Annotated in this window: 12 protein-coding genes; 7 read left to right on the top strand and 5 right to left on the bottom strand. The window is 71.3% G+C overall.

Translation table 11 applies throughout. From position 1 onward, the window contains the following. Positions 1-14: 14 nt before the first annotated feature. The 4 genes from kdpB (at position 15) to BLV39_RS31720 (ending at position 6,454) form a co-directional block, all read left to right on the top strand. Complete coding sequence (gene kdpB / locus BLV39_RS31735) at positions 15-2,138, top strand: potassium-transporting ATPase subunit KdpB (RefSeq protein WP_239083875.1); 2,124 nt, start codon at positions 15-17, stop codon at positions 2,136-2,138. Further along, complete coding sequence (locus BLV39_RS31730) at positions 2,138-3,040, top strand: potassium-transporting ATPase subunit C (protein ID WP_090800297.1); 903 nt, start codon at positions 2,138-2,140, stop codon at positions 3,038-3,040. The genes kdpB and BLV39_RS31730 overlap by 1 nt, the downstream gene beginning before the upstream one ends. A gap of 94 nt (positions 3,041-3,134) precedes the next feature. Continuing rightward, positions 3,135-5,726, top strand: coding sequence for a sensor histidine kinase (locus BLV39_RS31725; protein WP_090800296.1), 2,592 nt, complete (start codon positions 3,135-3,137; stop codon positions 5,724-5,726). After that, positions 5,723-6,454 (top strand): response regulator transcription factor, encoded by a 732-nt coding sequence (locus BLV39_RS31720; RefSeq protein WP_090800295.1) that lies wholly within the window; start codon positions 5,723-5,725, stop codon positions 6,452-6,454. The genes BLV39_RS31725 and BLV39_RS31720 overlap by 4 nt, the downstream gene beginning before the upstream one ends. Here BLV39_RS31720 and BLV39_RS31715 read toward each other — a convergent pair. Further along, entirely contained in the window at positions 6,392-9,379 is a 2,988-nt protein-coding gene (locus BLV39_RS31715) for an NACHT domain-containing protein (RefSeq protein ID WP_143049968.1), read from the bottom strand. The genes BLV39_RS31720 and BLV39_RS31715 overlap by 63 nt on opposite strands. A 73-nt stretch (positions 9,380-9,452) precedes the next feature. Beyond that, positions 9,453-10,796 (bottom strand): acyl-CoA synthetase, encoded by a 1,344-nt coding sequence (locus tag BLV39_RS31710; RefSeq protein ID WP_204082895.1) that lies wholly within the window; start codon positions 10,794-10,796, stop codon positions 9,453-9,455. Between the two features lie 187 nt (positions 10,797-10,983). Between BLV39_RS31710 and BLV39_RS31705 the strand changes: the two genes are divergently transcribed. Further along, positions 10,984-12,462, top strand: coding sequence for a glutamate-cysteine ligase family protein (locus tag BLV39_RS31705; RefSeq protein ID WP_090800293.1), 1,479 nt, complete (start codon positions 10,984-10,986; stop codon positions 12,460-12,462). A 34-nt stretch (positions 12,463-12,496) separates the two neighbouring features. Here BLV39_RS31705 and BLV39_RS31700 read toward each other — a convergent pair whose 3' ends face one another. From BLV39_RS31700 to BLV39_RS31690, 3 genes are all read right to left on the bottom strand, one after another. Continuing rightward, positions 12,497-13,027: a hypothetical protein gene (locus BLV39_RS31700; protein ID WP_090800292.1), complete on the bottom strand. Its 531-nt coding sequence runs from the start codon at positions 13,025-13,027 to the stop codon at positions 12,497-12,499. A 77-nt stretch (positions 13,028-13,104) separates the two neighbouring features. Then, the gene (locus tag BLV39_RS31695; RefSeq protein ID WP_090800291.1) at positions 13,105-14,250 is read right to left on the bottom strand and encodes a glycosyltransferase; all 1,146 of its coding nucleotides are present in this window, start codon (positions 14,248-14,250) and stop codon (positions 13,105-13,107) included. A 22-nt stretch (positions 14,251-14,272) separates the two neighbouring features. Continuing rightward, positions 14,273-15,298: a glucosyl-3-phosphoglycerate synthase gene (locus tag BLV39_RS31690; protein ID WP_090800290.1), complete on the bottom strand. Its 1,026-nt coding sequence runs from the start codon at positions 15,296-15,298 to the stop codon at positions 14,273-14,275. A 302-nt stretch (positions 15,299-15,600) separates the two neighbouring features. Between BLV39_RS31690 and BLV39_RS31685 the strand changes: the two genes are divergently transcribed. Both BLV39_RS31685 and BLV39_RS31680 read left to right on the top strand, forming a co-directional pair. Beyond that, the gene (locus BLV39_RS31685) at positions 15,601-16,827 is read left to right on the top strand and encodes a Gfo/Idh/MocA family protein (protein ID WP_090800289.1); all 1,227 of its coding nucleotides are present in this window, start codon (positions 15,601-15,603) and stop codon (positions 16,825-16,827) included. Continuing rightward, positions 16,820-17,914 (top strand): zinc-dependent alcohol dehydrogenase, encoded by a 1,095-nt coding sequence (locus BLV39_RS31680; RefSeq protein WP_090800889.1) that lies wholly within the window; start codon positions 16,820-16,822, stop codon positions 17,912-17,914. The genes BLV39_RS31685 and BLV39_RS31680 overlap by 8 nt, the downstream gene beginning before the upstream one ends. Positions 17,915-18,005: the final 91 nt, after the last annotated feature.

The raw sequence follows: 18,005 nt of genomic DNA, 5'->3' as shown, positions 1-18,005 counted from the left end.
AAAGGACTATGGAGATGACTGCGACAACAACGTCCGGCGCGCAGCGCCGGATCGGCGGCGGGCTGCTCGACCCCAAACAGCTCTGGAAGTCGCTGCCCGCGGCGCTCGCCAAGCTCGACCCACGCACCCTGTGGCGCAACCCGGTGATGTTCATCGTCGAGGTGGGCGCGGTGTTCACGACCGTGCTCGCGATCGGCGACCCGACGCTGTTCGCCTGGCTGATCACGATCTGGCTCTGGCTCACGGTGCTGTCGGCGAACCTGGCCGAGGCCGTCGCCGAAGGGCGCGGCAAGGCACAGGCGGCGAGCCTGCGGGCGGCCAAGCGCGACACCATGGCCATCCGGCTAACCGAGTGGACGCCCGGTCAGGATCAGAGCCGCTACCGCGACGAGGTCGTCGCGGCCGCCGACCTCCGCCTGGGCGACATCGTCGTGGTGGCGGCCGGCGAGGTGATCCCCGGCGACGGTGACGTCGTCGAGGGCATCGCCAGCGTCGACGAGTCGGCGATCACGGGCGAGTCGGCCCCGGTGATCCGGGAGTCCGGCGGCGACCGCAGCGCGGTCACCGGTGGCACGAAGGTGCTGTCCGACCGGATCGTCGTCAAGATCACGCAGAAGCCCGGTGAGAGCTTCATCGACCGCATGATCGCGCTGGTCGAGGGCGCCAGCCGGCAGAAGACCCCGAACGAGATCGCGCTCAACATCCTGCTGGCCGCGCTCACGATCATCTTCCTGCTCTCGGTGGTCACCCTCCAGCCGATGGCGATCTTCGCCAAGGCGTTCCAGGGCGCGGCGCCGGACACCGCCGCGATCAACGGGGACGGCATCTCCGGCATCGTGCTGGTCTCGCTGCTGGTCTGCCTGATCCCGACCACGATCGGTGCGCTGCTCTCCGCGATCGGCATCGCCGGCATGGACCGCCTCGTCCAGCGCAACGTGCTGGCCATGTCCGGCCGCGCGGTCGAGGCCGCGGGCGACGTCAACACCCTGCTGCTCGACAAGACCGGCACCATCACGCTCGGCAACCGGCAGGCGTCGGAGTTCCTGCCGGTCGAGGGGGTCACGCCCGAGACGCTGGCCGACGCGGCGCAACTCTCCAGCCTCGCCGACGAGACGCCCGAGGGTCGCTCGATCGTCGTGCTGGCCAAGCAGGACTACGGCCTGCGGGCGCGCGAGGAAGGCCTGATGCCGAACGCCCAGTTCGTGCCGTTCAGCGCCGAGACGCGAATGTCCGGTGTGGACCTGACCGACCGCCGGATCCGCAAGGGCGCGGCCTCGGCCGTGATGAAGTGGGTACGCGAGAACGGCGGCCACCCGACCGAGCAGGTCGGCGACACCGTGGACGCGATCGCCGGCTCCGGCGGCACGCCGCTGGTCGTCGCCGAGCACATCGAGGGCGAGCCGGCCCGGGCGCTGGGCGTCGTGCACCTCAAGGACGTCGTCAAGGCCGGCATGCGCGAGCGGTTCGACGAGATGCGCCGCATGGGCATCCGGACCGTCATGATCACGGGCGACAACCCGCGTACCGCCAAGGCGATCGCGGACGAGGCCGGTGTCGACGACTTCCTCGCCGAGGCCAAGCCCGAAGACAAGATGGCCCTGATCAAGAAGGAGCAGGAGGGTGGCCGGCTGGTCGCCATGACCGGTGACGGCACCAACGACGCGCCCGCGCTCGCGCAGGCCGACGTCGGCGTCGCGATGAACACCGGCACGTCGGCCGCGAAAGAGGCCGGCAACATGGTCGACCTGGACTCGGACCCGACGAAGCTCATCGAGATCGTCGAGATCGGCAAGCAGTTGCTGATCACCCGGGGTGCGCTGACCACGTTCTCGATCGCCAACGACATCGCGAAGTACTTCGCGATCATCCCGGCCATGTTCGCCGGCATCTACCCGAGCCTGGACGCGCTCAACATCATGCGGCTGTCCAGCCCGGAGTCGGCGATCCTGTCGGCGGTCATCTTCAACGCGCTGATCATCATCGTGCTGATCCCGCTCGCCCTGCGCGGCGTGCGCTATCGGCCGAGCAGCGCCTCCAAGCTCCTGACCCGCAACCTCTGGATCTACGGCCTGGGCGGGATCATCGTCCCGTTCATCGGCATCAAGATCATCGACCTGATCATCCAAGGGATCTTCTGATGCGTCTACCTTCCTGGATCTCACAGCACCTGGCGGCGTTGCGCGCCGTCCTGGTCTTCACCGTGATCCTGGGCATCGCCTACCCGTTCGTGATGTTCGGGATCGCACAGATCCCGGGCCTGCACGACAAGGCGAACGGCTCGATCATCACCACCGCCGACGGCAAGGAGGTGGGCAGCGGGTTGATCGGGCAGTCGTTCACCGACGCCGACGGCAAGCCCGTGCTGACCTACTTCCAGTCGCGGCCGTCCGCGGCCGGCGACGGCTACGACCCGACCTCGACGGCCGCGTCCAACCTGGGCCCGGAGAGCATCGAGGACGTCCTGCCGGTGCCGGGCGCGGTCGACGACGAGGGCAACCCCGACGCGGGTACGCAGAGCCTGCTCACCCAGGTCTGCGCCCGCAGCCTCGAGATCGGTGCGCGGGAGGGCGTCTCCGGCGCCCGCCAGTTCTGCACCACCGACGGTGTCGGCGCCGTGCTCCGGGTGTTCCGGGCGCAGGGCCTGACCGGCGCGGTGACCCGGGCGGTCAGCGTCAACCAGGACTGCCCGGCCACCCCGTTCCTGGCCAGCTACGAGGGCGTCACCGTCGAGTGCGGCAAGCCCGGCGAGGACTACTCGGGCGGTGTGCTGACCGCGATCCGCGGTGACGCGCCGGCCGACTCGCCGGTGCCGGCGGACGCGGTGAGCGCGAGCGGCTCCGGTCTCGACCCGCAGATCAGCCCGGCGTACGCGCAGCTCCAGGTCAACCGGGTCGCGCGTGAGCGTGGCGCGGACCCGGCTGCCGTCCGCAAGCTGGTGGACGAGAACACCCTCGGCCGGTCGCTGGGCTTCATGGGCGAGCCCGGTGTCAACGTCCTGAAGCTCAACCTGGCGCTGGACCGCGAGCTTCCCGCTCGCTGACGGGGGATTAGGAAGGGCCCCTTGTTAGCGGATTCCGCAGCGCAAGGGACCCTTCCTAACGCCGGAGGCGGCTCGCTCTAGAAAGAAGGTCCGAATGGCACGCGGAGAACTGCGGATCTATCTCGGGGCAGCCCCTGGCGTGGGCAAGACCGTCGCCATGCTCGAAGAGGCGCAACGCCGCATCGAGCGCGGCACCGACGTCGTGGTCGGGCTCGTGGAGACGCACGGTCGGGCGTACACCGGTCGGATGGTCGGTGATCTCGAGGTGGTGCCGCGGCACTCGGTGGAGTATCGCGGCACCACCTTCATGGAGTTCGACATCGACGCGATGCTGGCCCGGGCGCCCGAGGTGGCCCTGGTCGACGAGCTCGCGCACACCAACGTGCCCGGCTCGCGCAACGAGAAGCGTTGGCAGGACATCCAGGAGCTGCTGGACGCCGGTATCACCGTGCTGTCCACAGTGAACATCCAGCACCTGGAGTCGCTCAACGACGTGGTCGAGCAGATCACGGGCGTCGTGCAGCGGGAGACGGTGCCTGACGGCGTGGTCCGCGGCGCCGACCAGGTCGAGCTGGTCGACATGACACCGGAGGCGCTGCGCCGACGGATGGCGCACGGCAACATCTACCGCCACGACAAGATCGACGCCGCGCTGGGCAACTACTTCCGGGTCGGCAACCTGACCGCGCTGCGCGAGCTGGCCCTGCTCTGGGTCGCGGACAAGGTCGACGAGCAGCTCGAGCGCTACCGGGCGGACAACCGCATCGGCAAGACGTGGGAGACCCGGGAACGGGTCGTCGTCGCGGTCACCGGCGGCCCCGAGGGCGACACGCTGATCCGCCGGGCGGCCCGGATCGCCGCCCGCAGCAAGGGCACCGACCTGATGGCGGTGCACGTGTCGAACTCCGACGGCCTCACCGGCGCGGACCCGGCGCTGCTGGCCAAGCAACGGCTGCTGGTGGAGAGCCTCGGCGGCAGCTTCCACCAGGTGGTCGGCGGCGACATCCCGCGGGCGCTGCTGGAGTTCTCCCGCGGCGTCAACGCCACCCAGCTCGTACTCGGCGTCAGCCGCCGCGGCCGGCTCGCCCAGTTGTTCGCGGCCGGTGTCGGCGTCACCACGTCGGCCCGCTCGGACACGATCGACGTGCACCTGGTCCCGCACTCGGAGGTCGGCCGGGGCCGGCTGGGGGTGCCGACACCGGTGCTGTCCACGCGCCGCCGCCTCGCCGGCTTCGGGCTGGTTCTTTTCGGGCTGCCCGCGCTCACCGCCCTGCTCCTGCCGTTGCGACCGGACCTGTCGCTGCCCAGCGAGATGCTGCTCTTCCTGGCCGCCGTCGTCGGCGTCGCGCTGGTCGGCGGGATCTGGCCGGCCCTGCTCGCCGCCGTCGCCGCCTCGCTGCTGCTCAACTACTTCTTCACGCCGCCGACCAGCGAGTGGACGATCGCCCAGCGCGAGAACATCCTCGCTCTGCTGGTGTTCGTGGTGATCGCCGCGGCCGTGTCCTGGGTCGTCGACGTGGCCGCCCGGCGCACCCGCGACGCCGCACAGGCCAGTGCCGAGGCGCAGACCCTGGCCACCGTCGCCGGCAGCGTGCTGCGCGGCACCCGCCCGCTGACCGCGCTGCTGGAACGGCTCCAGGAGACCTTCGGCCTGGAGACGGTGACCCTGCTCGAACGCCGGCCGTCGGCGGTCGGCCGGCCGGACCGCCAGCGCGACCCGTCGTCGTGGTCGGTCGCCGCCAGCGTCGGCGGGTCGCCGTGCTGCGCGCCGGGGGAGGCGCAGACCGAGGTCGAGGTCGACGACGGGCTCGTGCTCGCGCTGCGCGGGCGCACCGTCGCGGCCGCCGACCGCCGGCTGATCGAGGCGTTCGCCGCCCAGGCCGCGGTCGCGCTGCGGCACGAGCGGCTCTCCGCCCAGGCGGCCCAGGCCCGCCCGCTGGCCGAGGCCGACCGGATGCGCACCGCTCTGCTCGCGGCGGTCAGCCACGACCTGCGTACGCCGCTCGCCTCGGCCAAGGCCGCCGTCGACAGCCTGCGCGGCCAGGAGGTGGCGTTCTCCGACGACGACCGCGACGACCTGCTGGCCACCGCCGACGAGTCGCTCGACCGCCTGGCCCGCCTGGTCGACAACCTGCTCGACCTGAGCCGGCTCCAGGCGGGCGCGCTTGGCGTGACGCTCGCGGAGATCGGCCTGGAGGACGCGGTGCCCCGGGCGCTGGACGAGCTCGGCTCCCCGGGTCGTTCGGTGCGCTCCTCGCTCACCGCGGACCTCCCGGCCGTCGCCGCCGACCCTGGCCTGCTGGAGCGGATCCTGGTCAACCTGATCGCAAACGCCCTGCGGTTCAGCCCGCCCGGCCGGCCGCCGCGGGTCGCCGCCCGCTACCAGGGCTCGCGCGTCGAACTGCTGGTGGTCGACCACGGCCCGGGCATCCCGGAGCCCGACCGCGACAAGGTGTTCGTGCCGTTCCAGCGGATGGGCGACCGCGACAACCACAACGGCGTGGGTCTCGGCCTGGCGCTGTCCCGCGGGCTCGCGGAGGCGATGGGCGGCACGCTGGTGCCGGAGACCACGCCGGGCGGCGGACTGACCATGGTCCTGGCGCTGCCGGCCGCGATCTCCCCGGGCGACGGCGCCGCCAGCGAGGCGGTCGAGCGGGCCGTGCGCGAGCGCCGACACCGGCGATGATGCGGGTGCTCGTGGTCGACGACGACCCGCAGATCGTCCGGACGCTCCAGGTCAACCTCCGGATCCGGGGGTACGCCGTGGACTCCGCCGCCGACGGCGCCGGTGCGCTGCGCGCCGCCCTGCGGGTCCGGCCCGACCTGGTCGTGCTCGACCTCGGCCTGCCCGACATGGACGGCCTGGAGGTGCTGCGCGGGCTGCGGGCCTGGAGCCCGGTGCCGGTGGTCGTGCTGACCGGGCGAGCCGGGAACGCGGAGAAGGTGGTCGCCCTCGACACGGGTGCCGACGACTACCTGACCAAGCCGTTCCACGTCGAGGAGCTGCTCGCCCGGATCCGCGCGGTCACCCGCCGCCGGTTGCCGCCGTCCGGTGCGTCGCGGGTCCGGATCGGTGCTCATGTCGTCGACGTCGCCGACCGTACCGTGCGGGGAGGCTCAGTGCGGTTGACGCCGACCGAGTGGCACCTGCTGGAGATCCTGGTCCGCAACGAGGGCCACCTGGTCTCCTACCGGGAGCTGCTGCGGGAGGTGTGGGGGCAGGGCTACGAGGGCTCGGTCAACTACCTCCGCCAGTACATGACGCAGCTTCGCCACAAACTGGAGGAGTCGCCGGCGCGGCCGGCGCACCTGCTGACCGAGCAGGGCGTGGGCTATCGGCTGGTCGCCGGTTCAGTTCTGCCGGGCGATGACGGAGGTACGCAGGGCGGTGTACCGCCCGTCGAGGGCGAGTAGCCGGCGCAACGGGTTGTCGTGCTCGCGTTCGCGCCGGTCGACCCGGATCTGGAGCACCAGCGCGACAATGCAGGTCAGTCCGGCCAGGACGGCCGTCGCGAACCAGCCGATCCACCCGCTGAACGTCGCGAGGGCCAGCACGCCGACACCGGCGCCGGCCGGGAGCGCCAGCGCGATAGCCAGCGCCTCGCCGATCCGGCGGGATCGCACGAGGTGGTCGTCGATGATGAGCACCGCCATGCCAGCGAAGAGTGCGATGGTCGTCGGCCAGCCGAGGAGCCACGCCGGACCCCAGGTCCAGTGGTCGAAGCACATCGCCACCGAGCGGACCGTCCCGACCATCAGTCCGGTGCTCACCACGCCGGTCACCGCGTTGGCGAACTGGCGCAACCTGACCGGAGGGCGGCCCTCCGTCGTCGCCAGGCGCCAGGCCGCCCTGGTGATCGCCCGGTGGTGGTTGACGAGCTCGTCGAACGCCGCAGCCCGCAACGGCCGGCTGAGCTGCGCGATCAGGAGGTAGTCCCGGACGGTCAGGTCGAGCTGGCGGGCGAGCCGGGCCTCGATCAACTCGTAACCGTCGCTAGGGTCGCGCGCGGCGCGCTCCATCACCCTGACCACGTCGGCCAGCCCGGGCGTCCGGGCGATGGTCACACCCAGCTCGTTCGCCATCCACGTGCTGGTCAGGGCCAGGCGGCGGTGGATCGCCTGCTCGGGTGGCTTCGCCGAGATCCGCTCCGCGGCGCTGACCACCGCGGACAGGGCCAGCCGGGCGTCGACGACCCGGTCCCGCCTCGGACCGACGTACGTGGAGTCGATCAGCGCCGCCACCCGGCCCATCAGCGGCGCGAGGCGGCGGTCGCCTCTGGTGCTGAACGGACTCCACACCCAGTCGAGAACGGCCACGCCGGCGGGTGGGAGCGGCGCGGACCGCTGGAGGTGTTCCTCGATGTCGGGCGACTGGATGAGACCGGCGATCCGCAACGCGGCGGCCACGGCGGGCCGCTCCGCGTCGTAACAGAGCCGGGCCAACGCCTGCGCGGCCGAGGGCGTGCCGATCGTCGCGAGGTCGTCGACCGCCGCCAGCGAGCCGCGCAGGGCCTGTTCCTCCAGCGCGGGGATGGCGGCTTCGCCGATCTCGGTCAGCGCCGCCCGGGCCGCGTCGTCGTCGGGCATGGCGGTCAGGGTGGCCAGCGCACTCGGCAGGTACGTGCGGGCCAGCGTGTGCAACGCCGCCGCCCGGCCGGCATCTCCTGGCTGCGCGGTGGCGAGCCGGGTCACCAGGTCGAGCGTCCGCTTGCCGGTCGGGCCGGGATCGGACGCCACGGTGCCCAGCGCCGCGACGATCCGGCGCTCCTCCGCCGCACCGAAGCCGAGCAGCTTCACGAAGTGGTCGATGATCGCATTGGCCACGATGCCGTCGACCTCGTGCGCCTCGGCCAGGCACTCCAGCGCGAGCAACCGGTCGTCGTCGCCCCCGGCGAACAGGTCGTTGACGACCCGCGTGCAGTCGCGCCCGGCCCCGCACCAGAGTTTGACCGACTCCCGCCAGCGGTGCGGGTTGGCGCGGTAGTGGCGCAGCAGCCGGTCGGGGTCACCACCCAGGCGTTCGGCGGCCAGGTACTCCTGCAACGTCAGGTGCGGGAAGATGAGCGTGTCCTCGTTGACCCGGCGGAGCAACTCGGACCGCACGACGATCTCCTCGAGCATCGGCTCGCTGTGCTCCCGCGGATCCCGTCCCTGCCGCCGCAGCAGCGTGCCCACTACCCGCAGCGCCGCCTCCTCCGGGATGCCCCGCCGGTCCACCGTGCCGGCCGGAGCGCCCTGGGCGAACATCGCGATGTCGGCCAGCGCGGGCCACTTGTGATGTCGCTTGTAGCGGGTGAGGCCGCTGGGCCGGTTGGCCTGGCTGTCCCGGCGCAGCATGTGGTCGACGACCGTCCAGTAGAACTCGGCGCGGGATCGGCTGATCGAGGGCCCGGTGCCCGGGTCGTCCGCCTCCAGCGTCGCGATCATCGTGAGCATCAGTGGGTTCCGGGCCAGGGCCAGGATCCTCGGGTTGGCCCGCAGGTCAGCCATGAGCTGGTCGACCTGGGCGCGCACGGCGCCGTCCGCCGCCGTCGTGCCGGGACGCGACGGCCCCTGGCTGAACCACAGCCGCAGGAACCGGCGGATGCTGGCCTCGTCGAACTCGGCGACCTCGACCACGTGCTCGAATGCCTTGGCGAGCGCGTTCTCGTAGACCGCGTCCCGGCAGGTGACGATGACCTGACAGCCGGGATGCCGTTCGGCGAGCGCGATGATCTCGTTGACCAGCGCGTCCCGACGGCTGGTGACCACCTCGTCGAGACCGTCCAGGAAGAGGCTCAGGCGGCCGTTCTCGACCATGCCGTCGACGAAGCGGCGGGCCCGGCGCTCCTTGACGTCGCGCCGCGCGAACGCGTCCACGACCAGGCCGTGCAGGGTCCGGTCGGCGTCGTTGTAGAGGTGCAGGTCGACGAGCACCGGCACCCGGCGATGCGCGCGGGGGTCCCTTGCCCAGCGGACGAGCGAGTGCCGCAGCAGCATCGACTTGCCGGCGCCGGCTCCACCGAGCACGACGGTGCGCAACTCCTCCCGGATCTCGTGGTAGATGTCGCCGCCGTCCGAGCCGGACCGGCGCAGCGGCACGTAGACGGCGTCGAGGTCGACGGTGACGTTGGCCAGGAAGCCGAGCGGCTGGCGGGTGTCGCGGGCGAGTACGGCGTGGGCGTACCGCTTGAGATCCCGGCGACCGATCCCGCGCCGCTGGCCGGTCAGGGCGGCGCGCGCCGAGTACTCGCCCAGGAAGGTGAGCACGCCGCCGAGGAACTGCTGCGCGACCCAGACCACGAACCCGAAGATGACCACGGCGCCGCCGCCGGCGAGAAGCAGCGTCAAGGTGGGCAAATCGGCCTCCAACGGGATGGACGCACCATTGTGTCCGTTGGCGGTGGTCGGGGGCGCTCCCCGATCCGGGTGACTACAGCTTGTGCTTCTGGATCTTGCCGAGGGCGTTGCGGGGCAGCTCCTCGACGAAGACGACCTCGCGCGGTCGCTTGTGGGCGGACAGGGTGGTCGCGACGTGCTCGACCAGGGTTTCTTCTGAAACGGCGTCGGCCACCACGTACGCGACGATGCGCTGGCCCAGGTCGTCGTCCGGGCGGCCGACCACCGCGGCCTCGTGGACGGCCGGGTGGGTGAGCAGGGCGTCCTCGATCTCGCCCGCGCCGACCCGGTAGCCGCCGGTCTTGATCAGATCGGTCGAGGCCCGGCCGATGATCCGGTGCACGCCGTCTGCGTCGATGGTGGCGACGTCGCCGGTGCGGAACCAGCCGTCATCGGTGAACGCGGCCTCCGTCGCGTCCGGGCGGCCCAGGTAGCCCGCGAAGACCGTGCTCCCGCGTACCTCCAGCGCGCCCGTGTCGTCGACCCGGGTCTCGACGCCCTTGATCGGGACGCCGACCGCGCCCGGTTGGCGGTTGCCGTCCGCGCGCGTGGCGACGGTGATCAGGGTCTCGGTCATGCCGTAGCGCTCGACCGGCGCCTGGCCCGTCAGCTCCCTGAGAGCGGTGAACACGCCGGCCGGCAGAGCGGCGCTGCCGGAGACCAGCAGGCGGGCTGAGCTCAGTTTGCGGGCCTCGGCCGGTGCCGCGGCCACCCGGTGCCAGATGGTGGGCACGGCGAAGTAGAGGCTGCCGTTGGCATTGGCGAGCAGGTCGGGGCGCGGTTTGCCCGTGTGGTGCAGCCGGCTGCCGGTGCGCAGGGCGCCGAGGACACCGAGGACCAGGCCGTGTACGTGGTAGAGCGGCAGCGCGTGGACCAGCCGGTCGTCGCTCGTCCAGTCCCAGGCCGCGGCCAGGCCGTCGAGGCAGGCGGCGATCGCCTCGCTGGTGATCGGCACGCCTTTCGGCTTTCCCGTGGTACCGCTGGTGTAGAGGATCAGCGCGGTCTCGCCCTTCGGCGGCTCCGTCCAGGGTGCACGGTCATTCGGCCGCGTGGGGACGGCTTCGACGCCCTCCGGGCCTGTGGTGGCGTTGAGCAGGACGTCTGCTTGGGAGTCGCGGAGGATGTGGTCGCGCTCGCCGGTGCCCGCGTCGGGTGGGATCGGGACGACGGGTACGCCCGCGGCCAGGCCGGCCAGGACCGCCACGACGGTTTCCACGGTGGACGTGGCGACGACGGCGGCGGATCTCGCGCCCTTGATGCGGCGGGACAGCGCGCCGGCGGCGCCGGCCAGGTCGGCGAAGTCGGTGGCGTGGTCGCCGACGCGCACCGCGTCGGGCGCGTCGCCGAAGGTGCCGGTCAGGGCGGGCAGCAGGGACACCCGGTCCACGCTGTCACATCGCGATGCGGTCGCGGGCGGCGGCCGTACGTACCCGATGTCGTTGTGGGTTGTGCGGGTTGTCGTTGCGGAGTTGAGAGACAACACGCCGTAACCCTTCCGGCGGACCGCGTGTCGTGGGAGCTTTGTGGGTACATCGGGTGGATCCGAGTCCAAGGGGCGGTGACTGATGGGCGAAGAGGTCGACCAACGGGAGTTCACCCGCGAAGACCGGGCACGTTACCGGCAGAAGGTGCGCCGCTGTCTCGACGTGTTCGCGGAGATGCTGCGCGAGTCACGCTTCGACTTCGAACGGCCGCTGACCGGCATGGAGATCGAGCTCAACCTGATCGACGACTCCTCCGACCCGGCGATGCGCAACGCCGACGTGCTCGCGGCCGTCGCCGACCCGGCCTTCCAGACGGAGCTCGGCCAGTTCAACGTGGAGATCAACGTGTCGCCGCGGCGGCTCGGTGCGCGCGGCTCGGCCGAGTTCGAGAACGACATCCGGGCCAGCCTGAACGCCGCCGAGGACAAGGCCCGCGCGGTGGGCGCCCACATGGTCATGATCGGGATCCTGCCCACCCTGCGGCAGAGCCATCTCACCGTGGAGTCGCTGTCGGCCAACCCGCGCTACGCGTTGATCAACGAGCAGATCTTCGCCGCCCGCGGTGAGGACCTGACGATCCGGATCGACGGTGTGGAGCGCCTGAACACGACCGCGGACACCGTCGCGCCGGAGGCCGCCTGCACGTCGACCCAGTTCCACCTGCAGGTATCGCCGGCGCAGTTCGCCTCGTACTGGAACGCCGCGCAGACCGTCGCCGGCGTGCAGGTCGCGCTGGGCGCCAACTCGCCGTTCCTCTACGGCAAGGAACTGTGGCGCGAGACCCGGATCCCCCTGTTCGAGCAGGCCACGGACACCAGATCGGAAGAGATCAAGGCGCAGGGTGTACGCCCGCGGGTCTGGTTCGGCGAGCGCTGGATCACGTCGGTGTTCGACCTGTTCGAGGAGAACGTCAGATATTTCCCGGCGCTGCTGCCGATCTGCGATGCCGAGGATCCCGCCGAGGCGCTGGCCGGCGGCGACACCCCCACGCTGGCGGAGCTCCGGCTGCACAACGGCACGATCTACCGCTGGAACCGGCCCATCTACGACGTGGTCCGCAACCGCCCCCACCTGCGGGTCGAGAACCGCGTCCTGCCGGCTGGCCCGACGGTCATCGACACGATCGCGAACGCGGCGTTCTATTTCGGGGTAGTCCGCTCCCTGGCCGAGTCGGACCGTCCGCTGTGGTCCCAGATGTCGTTCAGCGCGGCGGAGGAGAACTTCCACAACTGTGCGCGAAACGGGATCGGGGCGCAGGTCTTCTGGCCGGGCCTGGGTTATCTGCCGGTCACCGAGCTGGTGCTGCGCCGCCTGCTGCCGCTGGCGTCGGAGGGCTTGGACGGTTGGGGCGTAGAGCCGGCGGAACGCGACCGCCTGCTCGGCATCATCGAGCAACGCTGCCTGCTGGGGCGCAACGGGGCGAGCTGGCAGGTCGACACGCTCCACCACCTGGAGGTGGAGGGCAACCTCGACCGCCGGGAGGCCTTGCGCGAGGTGGTCAAACGCTACGTGCCGCTGATGCACAGCAACGAGCCCGTCCACGAGTGGCCGTCCCAGTAGCCCGCATCGGCTGCGGTTTGTGCCCGCCGCTTGGCTACTGGGCGGCGGTGTAGCCGGCGGCGACGATCCCCACGAGGGTCAGGCCGAGGAAGGCCTGGAGGATCAGTGCCGGGCCGATGTGGGACCACAGGGTGGGCACCCGGGGGCGCAGGAGCTGGCCCGTCGTGATGTTGACGATGCGCTCCGCCTTGGGGGGCATCGTGCGGTCCTTCTGGGGCGCGACCGTCACCTGGATGTGGTCGGAGGGTTCGAGCGCGCTCTGCGGCAGGTGGCCGTGGATCTCCACTTCGCACAGCCGGCCCGAGCCGTCGCGTAGGCGCAGCGGAGTCACCAGGAACTCCGGCGCTTTGCGCAGTTCTTTCCAGCGCCTCGGCGAGGCACCGCGGGTGCCGGCCTGGAGGGCGGAGAGAATCGCGCGGCCGATGAGCCGGCCCACGGTCGCGGCAGTGAGGACCACGACGAGCGCTGGCTGGCCGACCTTCATCTCGCGCGCGTACCCGGGCATCAGCCGCACGACGCGGCCCGTCAGAGTAGGTCCTGAGTGGTAGAAGACCGTGTCGCTCATCGCTGATCACCACTTTGCGTCAAGCCGTGTTCACACAGTGTATTGATCAGCTTTGATGATCGCCCGTGAATGAATAACTACGCGACCGCCCGGCCGGCCACCTCCTCGTAGAGCTCGATGTAGCGCTCGGCCATGGTGGCCGGCGTGAAGCGGCGGGCGGCTTCCTGCCGGCACTCGGCGGGGTCGAGCTTGCCGGCGGCGAGCACGAGGTCGGCCAACTCGTCCTCGGTCCTGGTGAGTAGGCCCGTGCGGCCGTGCTCGATGAGCTCGGGCAGGCAGCCGCGTGCCGTGCCGACGACCGGCGTGCCGAGGGCCAACGACTCGACGACGAAGGTGCCGCCGGGCTCCTCCCAGCGCAGCGGGGCCAGCATCGCGCGGGCCTCGGCGACGAGCGTGTCGCGGGCCGCGCCGGTCAGCGTGCCGACCCAGCGCACGCGGCTGCCGTCGACCAGCGGGGCCACCTTCTCGCGCCAGAAGCGGACGTCGGGGTTGGCCGCGGCCGTCGGGTCGCGCAGGGCTGCGGCCAACTCGTCGGGTTGCTTGTAGGGGCCGACCGGGCCCGCCAGCACGAGGTCGAAACCGGCTTCGTGGGCGATGCGTACACCCAGGTCCTGGCCCTTTCCGGGGGTGATGCGGCCGAGCATCACGAGGTGCTCGGCCTGGTCGGGGATGGGTCGTCGCTCGGCGTCGACAGCGAGGGGGGTGGCCAGGTGGACGTGGCCTATGGCGTGCGCGCGAAGTGCGCGCGGTGCCCTCCTCAACTGCGCGGCGCTGACGCCGTTGACGCTGACCCGGCCGCCGCCGTCGAACTCGCCGTAGAGCTCGGGGTGCTTGCCGAGATCCCAGTGCAGCGTGTGCAGCACCGGCGTGGCGGTCGGCTCCATCGCGGCCAGCATGGCGAGCCCGATCGCCTCGACGTGGTCGTGCACCAGGTCGATGTCGTCGCGCTGGCGCACCGCGCGGACCACGGCCGCCTGGTGCGCGGTGGCCACGCCGCTGGCCTGGTTGAACGGGCGCTGCAGCCAGCCGAACTGTCCCTCCGCGTACGGCGCGAGCAGCTCGTCGACCGGCTCGGTGCTGCTGCCCACCGAGGCGAGCAGCACGGTGACACCGAGCCGGCGTAGCTCCGGCACCAGCGTCGCGACGATGTTCTCGATTCCGCCGTAGCCCATTGGCGGGACGGGTAGCCAGGGCCCGGCGTTGACCAGCACGGTGAAGGTCATGCTGGCCGACCTATTCGAGCGGTCATGCCGCCACCCGACTGCGCCGTCGCCTGGTGGCGAGGTCGGGCATCTCGCGCAGTGGCGGGCGTTCCTTGACGGAGACGTCGGTGACGACGATCTCGCGCTCGAGGTTCGGCAGCGCATCGGTGCCGCCGCGGCGGAACTGCGTGAGCAGCGTCGAGGGTTGCGTGTCAGCGGTGACCCAACCCTGGCGCTGGAGGCGCTCCCAGACCGTGTGCATGATCTGCGCGGCCATCCGCCCGAGCGCCTCCGTGCTCTGGTGGCGGTGCCGCCGCTCGCCGAGGTCGACCTGGGCGAGTGCGTCGAGGCCGACCAGGTCGAGCAGGTCGACCAGCATCGCGATCTCGACCCCGTAGCCGGAGACGAACGGAAGCTGCTCCAGGAGCGTCCTGCGACCGGCGTACTCGCCGGCGAGCGGCTGGACGAACCCCGACAACTCGGGCCAGAAAAGGTTGAGCAGCGGACGTGCGGTCAGCTCGGTGACCCGGCCCCCGCCGTCGGCCTCGACCACGCCGGCCGAGTGGTGCAGGCCGCGGTGGTAGAAGCCCTTGACGTAGCCGACGCTCGGGTCCGTTAGCAACGGCCCGACCAGCCCTGTGACGAACCGGGCGTCGAAGTCTTCGAGGTCGCCGTCGACGAACGCCACGACGTCGCCGCTGGCGGCCACCAGGCCGGCCCAGAGCGCGTCGCCCTTGCCCTCCAGTCGGGGTAGCCCCCGGGTCATCTGGTCCTGGCTGACGACGTGGGCGCCGGCGGCGGCCGCCACTCGGGCGGTCGCGTCGGACGACCGTGAGTCGACCACGATGAGCTCGTCGACCAGATGGACCCGTTCGACGAGCTGCTGCCGGATGGTGGCGACGATCGCGCCGATGGTCGCTTCCTCGTTGCGTGCGGGAATGACCACGCTGACTGTCGTGCCCCGTTTGGCGGCAACTAGCTGACGCGGCGTCCACTGTCCCGCCGAGCCGGTGCGATAGGTCGACCAGGCCTCGACCACTGGTGAAACGGTTGTTCGCGAGTGCCACATAGGCACACCCCCAGACGCGATCCGTCGAGCCATTAGTTGCGCTCTGCCGTTGAGTTCGGCCGTGCCCCACGGCGCTGCCGTGGGGCGGTTCGATTTCCCCGTTTTGCCCGAGACAAACCGTGCCCGCTTTTACACATACTGATCATCGAATTGCGCATTGCCCACTCATCTGTGTGAACGTTTGATGACGCGGCGAGTGTCGATGGTTCCTGATGTCCGGCACATATCAGATGTTTGATCCGGTTACGCCGGTGGCAAAAGTAACTGGTGTGACACGGGCATTCGACATGAAAGGTCGGCTTATGGCGTATAGCGAAAAGTGCCGGGTCGGGATGATCGGCGCCGGAAATGTCGCCCAACGGCATGCGCGCGTGCTGTCCGGTTTCCCCGACGTGGAGATCATCGGAGTCACCGACGTGGTGCCCGCCGCCGCCGAGGCGCTGGCCGCCACACACGGGGCACCCGCGTTTCCGGACGTGGCGACCCTCCTCTCGCTCGAACCCGACGCCGTCTACGTGTGTGTTCCCCCGTTCGCGCACGGCCATGCCGAAGAAGCCGTGCTGGCCTCGGGCGCGGCCATGTTCGTCGAGAAGCCGATCGGCGTGGACCTGACGGTCCCGACCCGGCTGGCCGCCGAGGTCGCCCGGCGCGGAACGCTCACCGCGGTCGGTCACCACTGGCGATATCTGGACGTCGTACGCACCGCCGCCCGCCTGCTGGCCGACCACCCCGTGCGGCTGGTGAACGGCGTGTGGTGGGACAAAGTGCCTCCTGTCGCGTGGTGGATCCGGTCCGACCGGTCCGGCGGACCGGTCGTGGAGCAGGCGGCCCACGTCGTCGACCTGGCGCGGGCCCTGGTCGGCCCGGTGACCGCGGTCTACGCCGCCGGCACCGGCACGCCACCCCCGGTGCCGGACGCCGACGTCGACGCGGCCACCGCCGCGACGTTGATCTTCTCTGGTGGTGCGGTCGGGACGTTGAGCTCGGCCTGCGTACTCGGCTGGAAACAGCGGGCCGGCCTGGAGATCATCGCGGAGGGATTGGCGCTCTTCGTCGGTGAGGACGAGCTCGTCGTGCGGGACGGATCAGGCCAGGAACGCCGCATCCCGGGCGATCCGGACGCCGCACGCGTCGCGGTCGACCGCGCCTTCGTCGACGCGGTCCGGGGCATCGGCAACGACATCCGCGTCCCGTACGCCGAAGCACTCGAAACCCACCGCGTGACCTGCGCGATCGCCGAGTCGGCCCGCACCGGCCAAGTGGTCACGCTCACCGACCCGTCCGCGTCTCCCGCGCCGGACCGGCCCACGCTGGCCCGGCCCGCGCCGGCCTCGCCCACGCAGCCCACGCCGGCCTCGCCTGCGCCGGCCCAGCCCGCGCCGGCCCAGCCCGCGCCGGCCCCGCCCGGGTCGGGCGAGTCCGCCGCACCGACCGCTCCATCGATACCGGCGCCACGGAGCGGGCAGGCGGATCTCGACGGGCGGGACCCGCGAGCCGTCCCGGCCGAAGGTGGGCCGGCGGATGGGTGACCGGGTGGTGGTGGTCGCCGCTCCCGGCGAGGTCGGCATCCGGGATGTCGAGGCCGAACCGGTGCGGCCTGGGACGTTCCGGGTCGAGACCGTCTTCACCGGCGTCTCGGCGGGCACCGAGCTGAGCTATGTCAAAGGCACCAACCCCTATCTCGGGTCGAGCTGGGACGCGGAACTCGGGCTCTTCCGGTCGGGCACCTCGGCGTCGCCGTACCCGGTGGAGCGCCTGGGTTATATGGAAGTCGGCCGGGTCGTGGCCAGCCGCACCCCGGCCGTCGCCGAGGGCGAGTTGGTCGCGATGACCTATGGCCACCGGACGGCGTACCTCGGCGATCCGCTCGTGGACCGGGTCGTCCCGCTGCCGGACGACCTGGACCCGATGCTCGGCGTCTATGCCGCGCACATGGGGCCGATCTGCGCCAACGGCCTCTTGCACGCCGCGGCCGATGCCACGAACGGCGACGTGCGGGACCTAGGGGACGGCGTGCGGGGCCGGCGGGTCGCGGTTGTGGGCGCCGGCGTGGTCGCGCTGCTCACCGCCGCCCTGGCCAGGCACCATGGCGCGGCCTCGGTGGTGGTGATCGACCCGACCCCGCAGCGCCGGGCCGTCGCGGCCGCGCTGGGCTTCGACGTGCTCGATCCGGACGGTGACGAGGACCCCGCCGTGGTGTTGAAGACCCGGTGGCGGCACGCCGCCGGCGACCGCGGGGCCGACGTCGTCTTCCAGTGCCGGGGGCAGGCCTTCGCGTTGCAGTTGGCCCTGCGCCTGCTGCGGCCGCAGGGCACGGTGGTGGACCTCGCCTTCTATCAGGCGGGCGCGGACGCGGTGCGGCTCGGCGAGGAGTTTCACCACAACGGCCTCGCTGTGCGGTGTGCGCAGATCGGGCGGGTGCCGCGCGGCCTCGCCCACCTGTGGGACCGGGATCGCCTTTCCGGTGAAACCATCGACCTGCTCCGTTCTCCGTGGGGTGCGCTGCTCCGTGCCCACCTGGTGTCGGCCGTCGTGCCCTTCGAGTCGGCGGCCTCGTTGCTCGTCGATCTCGCTGACCGCAAACGCCAGGAGCTGCAGGTCATTCTCAGCGCCTGAACCAAGATCAGGTCGGTTATCCACAGGCAGTTTCGAACACTTGTCCACAGGCTCGTGCCGGGCTCCGCTTCAAGGCGTCTTCCAGGTACCG

The organism is Asanoa ishikariensis, from assembly GCF_900107455.1.
Lineage (GTDB): Bacteria > Actinomycetota > Actinomycetes > Mycobacteriales > Micromonosporaceae > Asanoa > Asanoa ishikariensis.
This window is presented reverse-complemented; position numbering and strand designations above follow the sequence as displayed.

Bases quoted from the DNA above. Each gene is read 5' to 3' on its own strand.
- BLV39_RS31690 (WP_090800290.1), bottom strand. From the start codon at position 15,298: ATGTGGCACTCGCGAACAACCGTTTCACCAGTGGTCGAGGCCTGGTCG.
- BLV39_RS31720 (WP_090800295.1), top strand. From the start codon at position 5,723: ATGATGCGGGTGCTCGTGGTCGACGACGACCCGCAGATCGTCCGGACG.
- BLV39_RS31705 (WP_090800293.1), top strand. From the start codon at position 10,984: ATGGGCGAAGAGGTCGACCAACGGGAGTTCACCCGCGAAGACCGGGCA.
- kdpB (WP_239083875.1), top strand. From the start codon at position 15: ATGACTGCGACAACAACGTCCGGCGCGCAGCGCCGGATCGGCGGCGGG.
- BLV39_RS31680 (WP_090800889.1), top strand. From the start codon at position 16,820: ATGGGTGACCGGGTGGTGGTGGTCGCCGCTCCCGGCGAGGTCGGCATC.
- BLV39_RS31695 (WP_090800291.1), bottom strand. From the start codon at position 14,250: ATGACCTTCACCGTGCTGGTCAACGCCGGGCCCTGGCTACCCGTCCCG.
- BLV39_RS31685 (WP_090800289.1), top strand. From the start codon at position 15,601: ATGGCGTATAGCGAAAAGTGCCGGGTCGGGATGATCGGCGCCGGAAAT.
- BLV39_RS31730 (WP_090800297.1), top strand. From the start codon at position 2,138: ATGCGTCTACCTTCCTGGATCTCACAGCACCTGGCGGCGTTGCGCGCC.
- BLV39_RS31700 (WP_090800292.1), bottom strand. From the start codon at position 13,027: ATGAGCGACACGGTCTTCTACCACTCAGGACCTACTCTGACGGGCCGC.
- BLV39_RS31725 (WP_090800296.1), top strand. From the start codon at position 3,135: ATGGCACGCGGAGAACTGCGGATCTATCTCGGGGCAGCCCCTGGCGTG.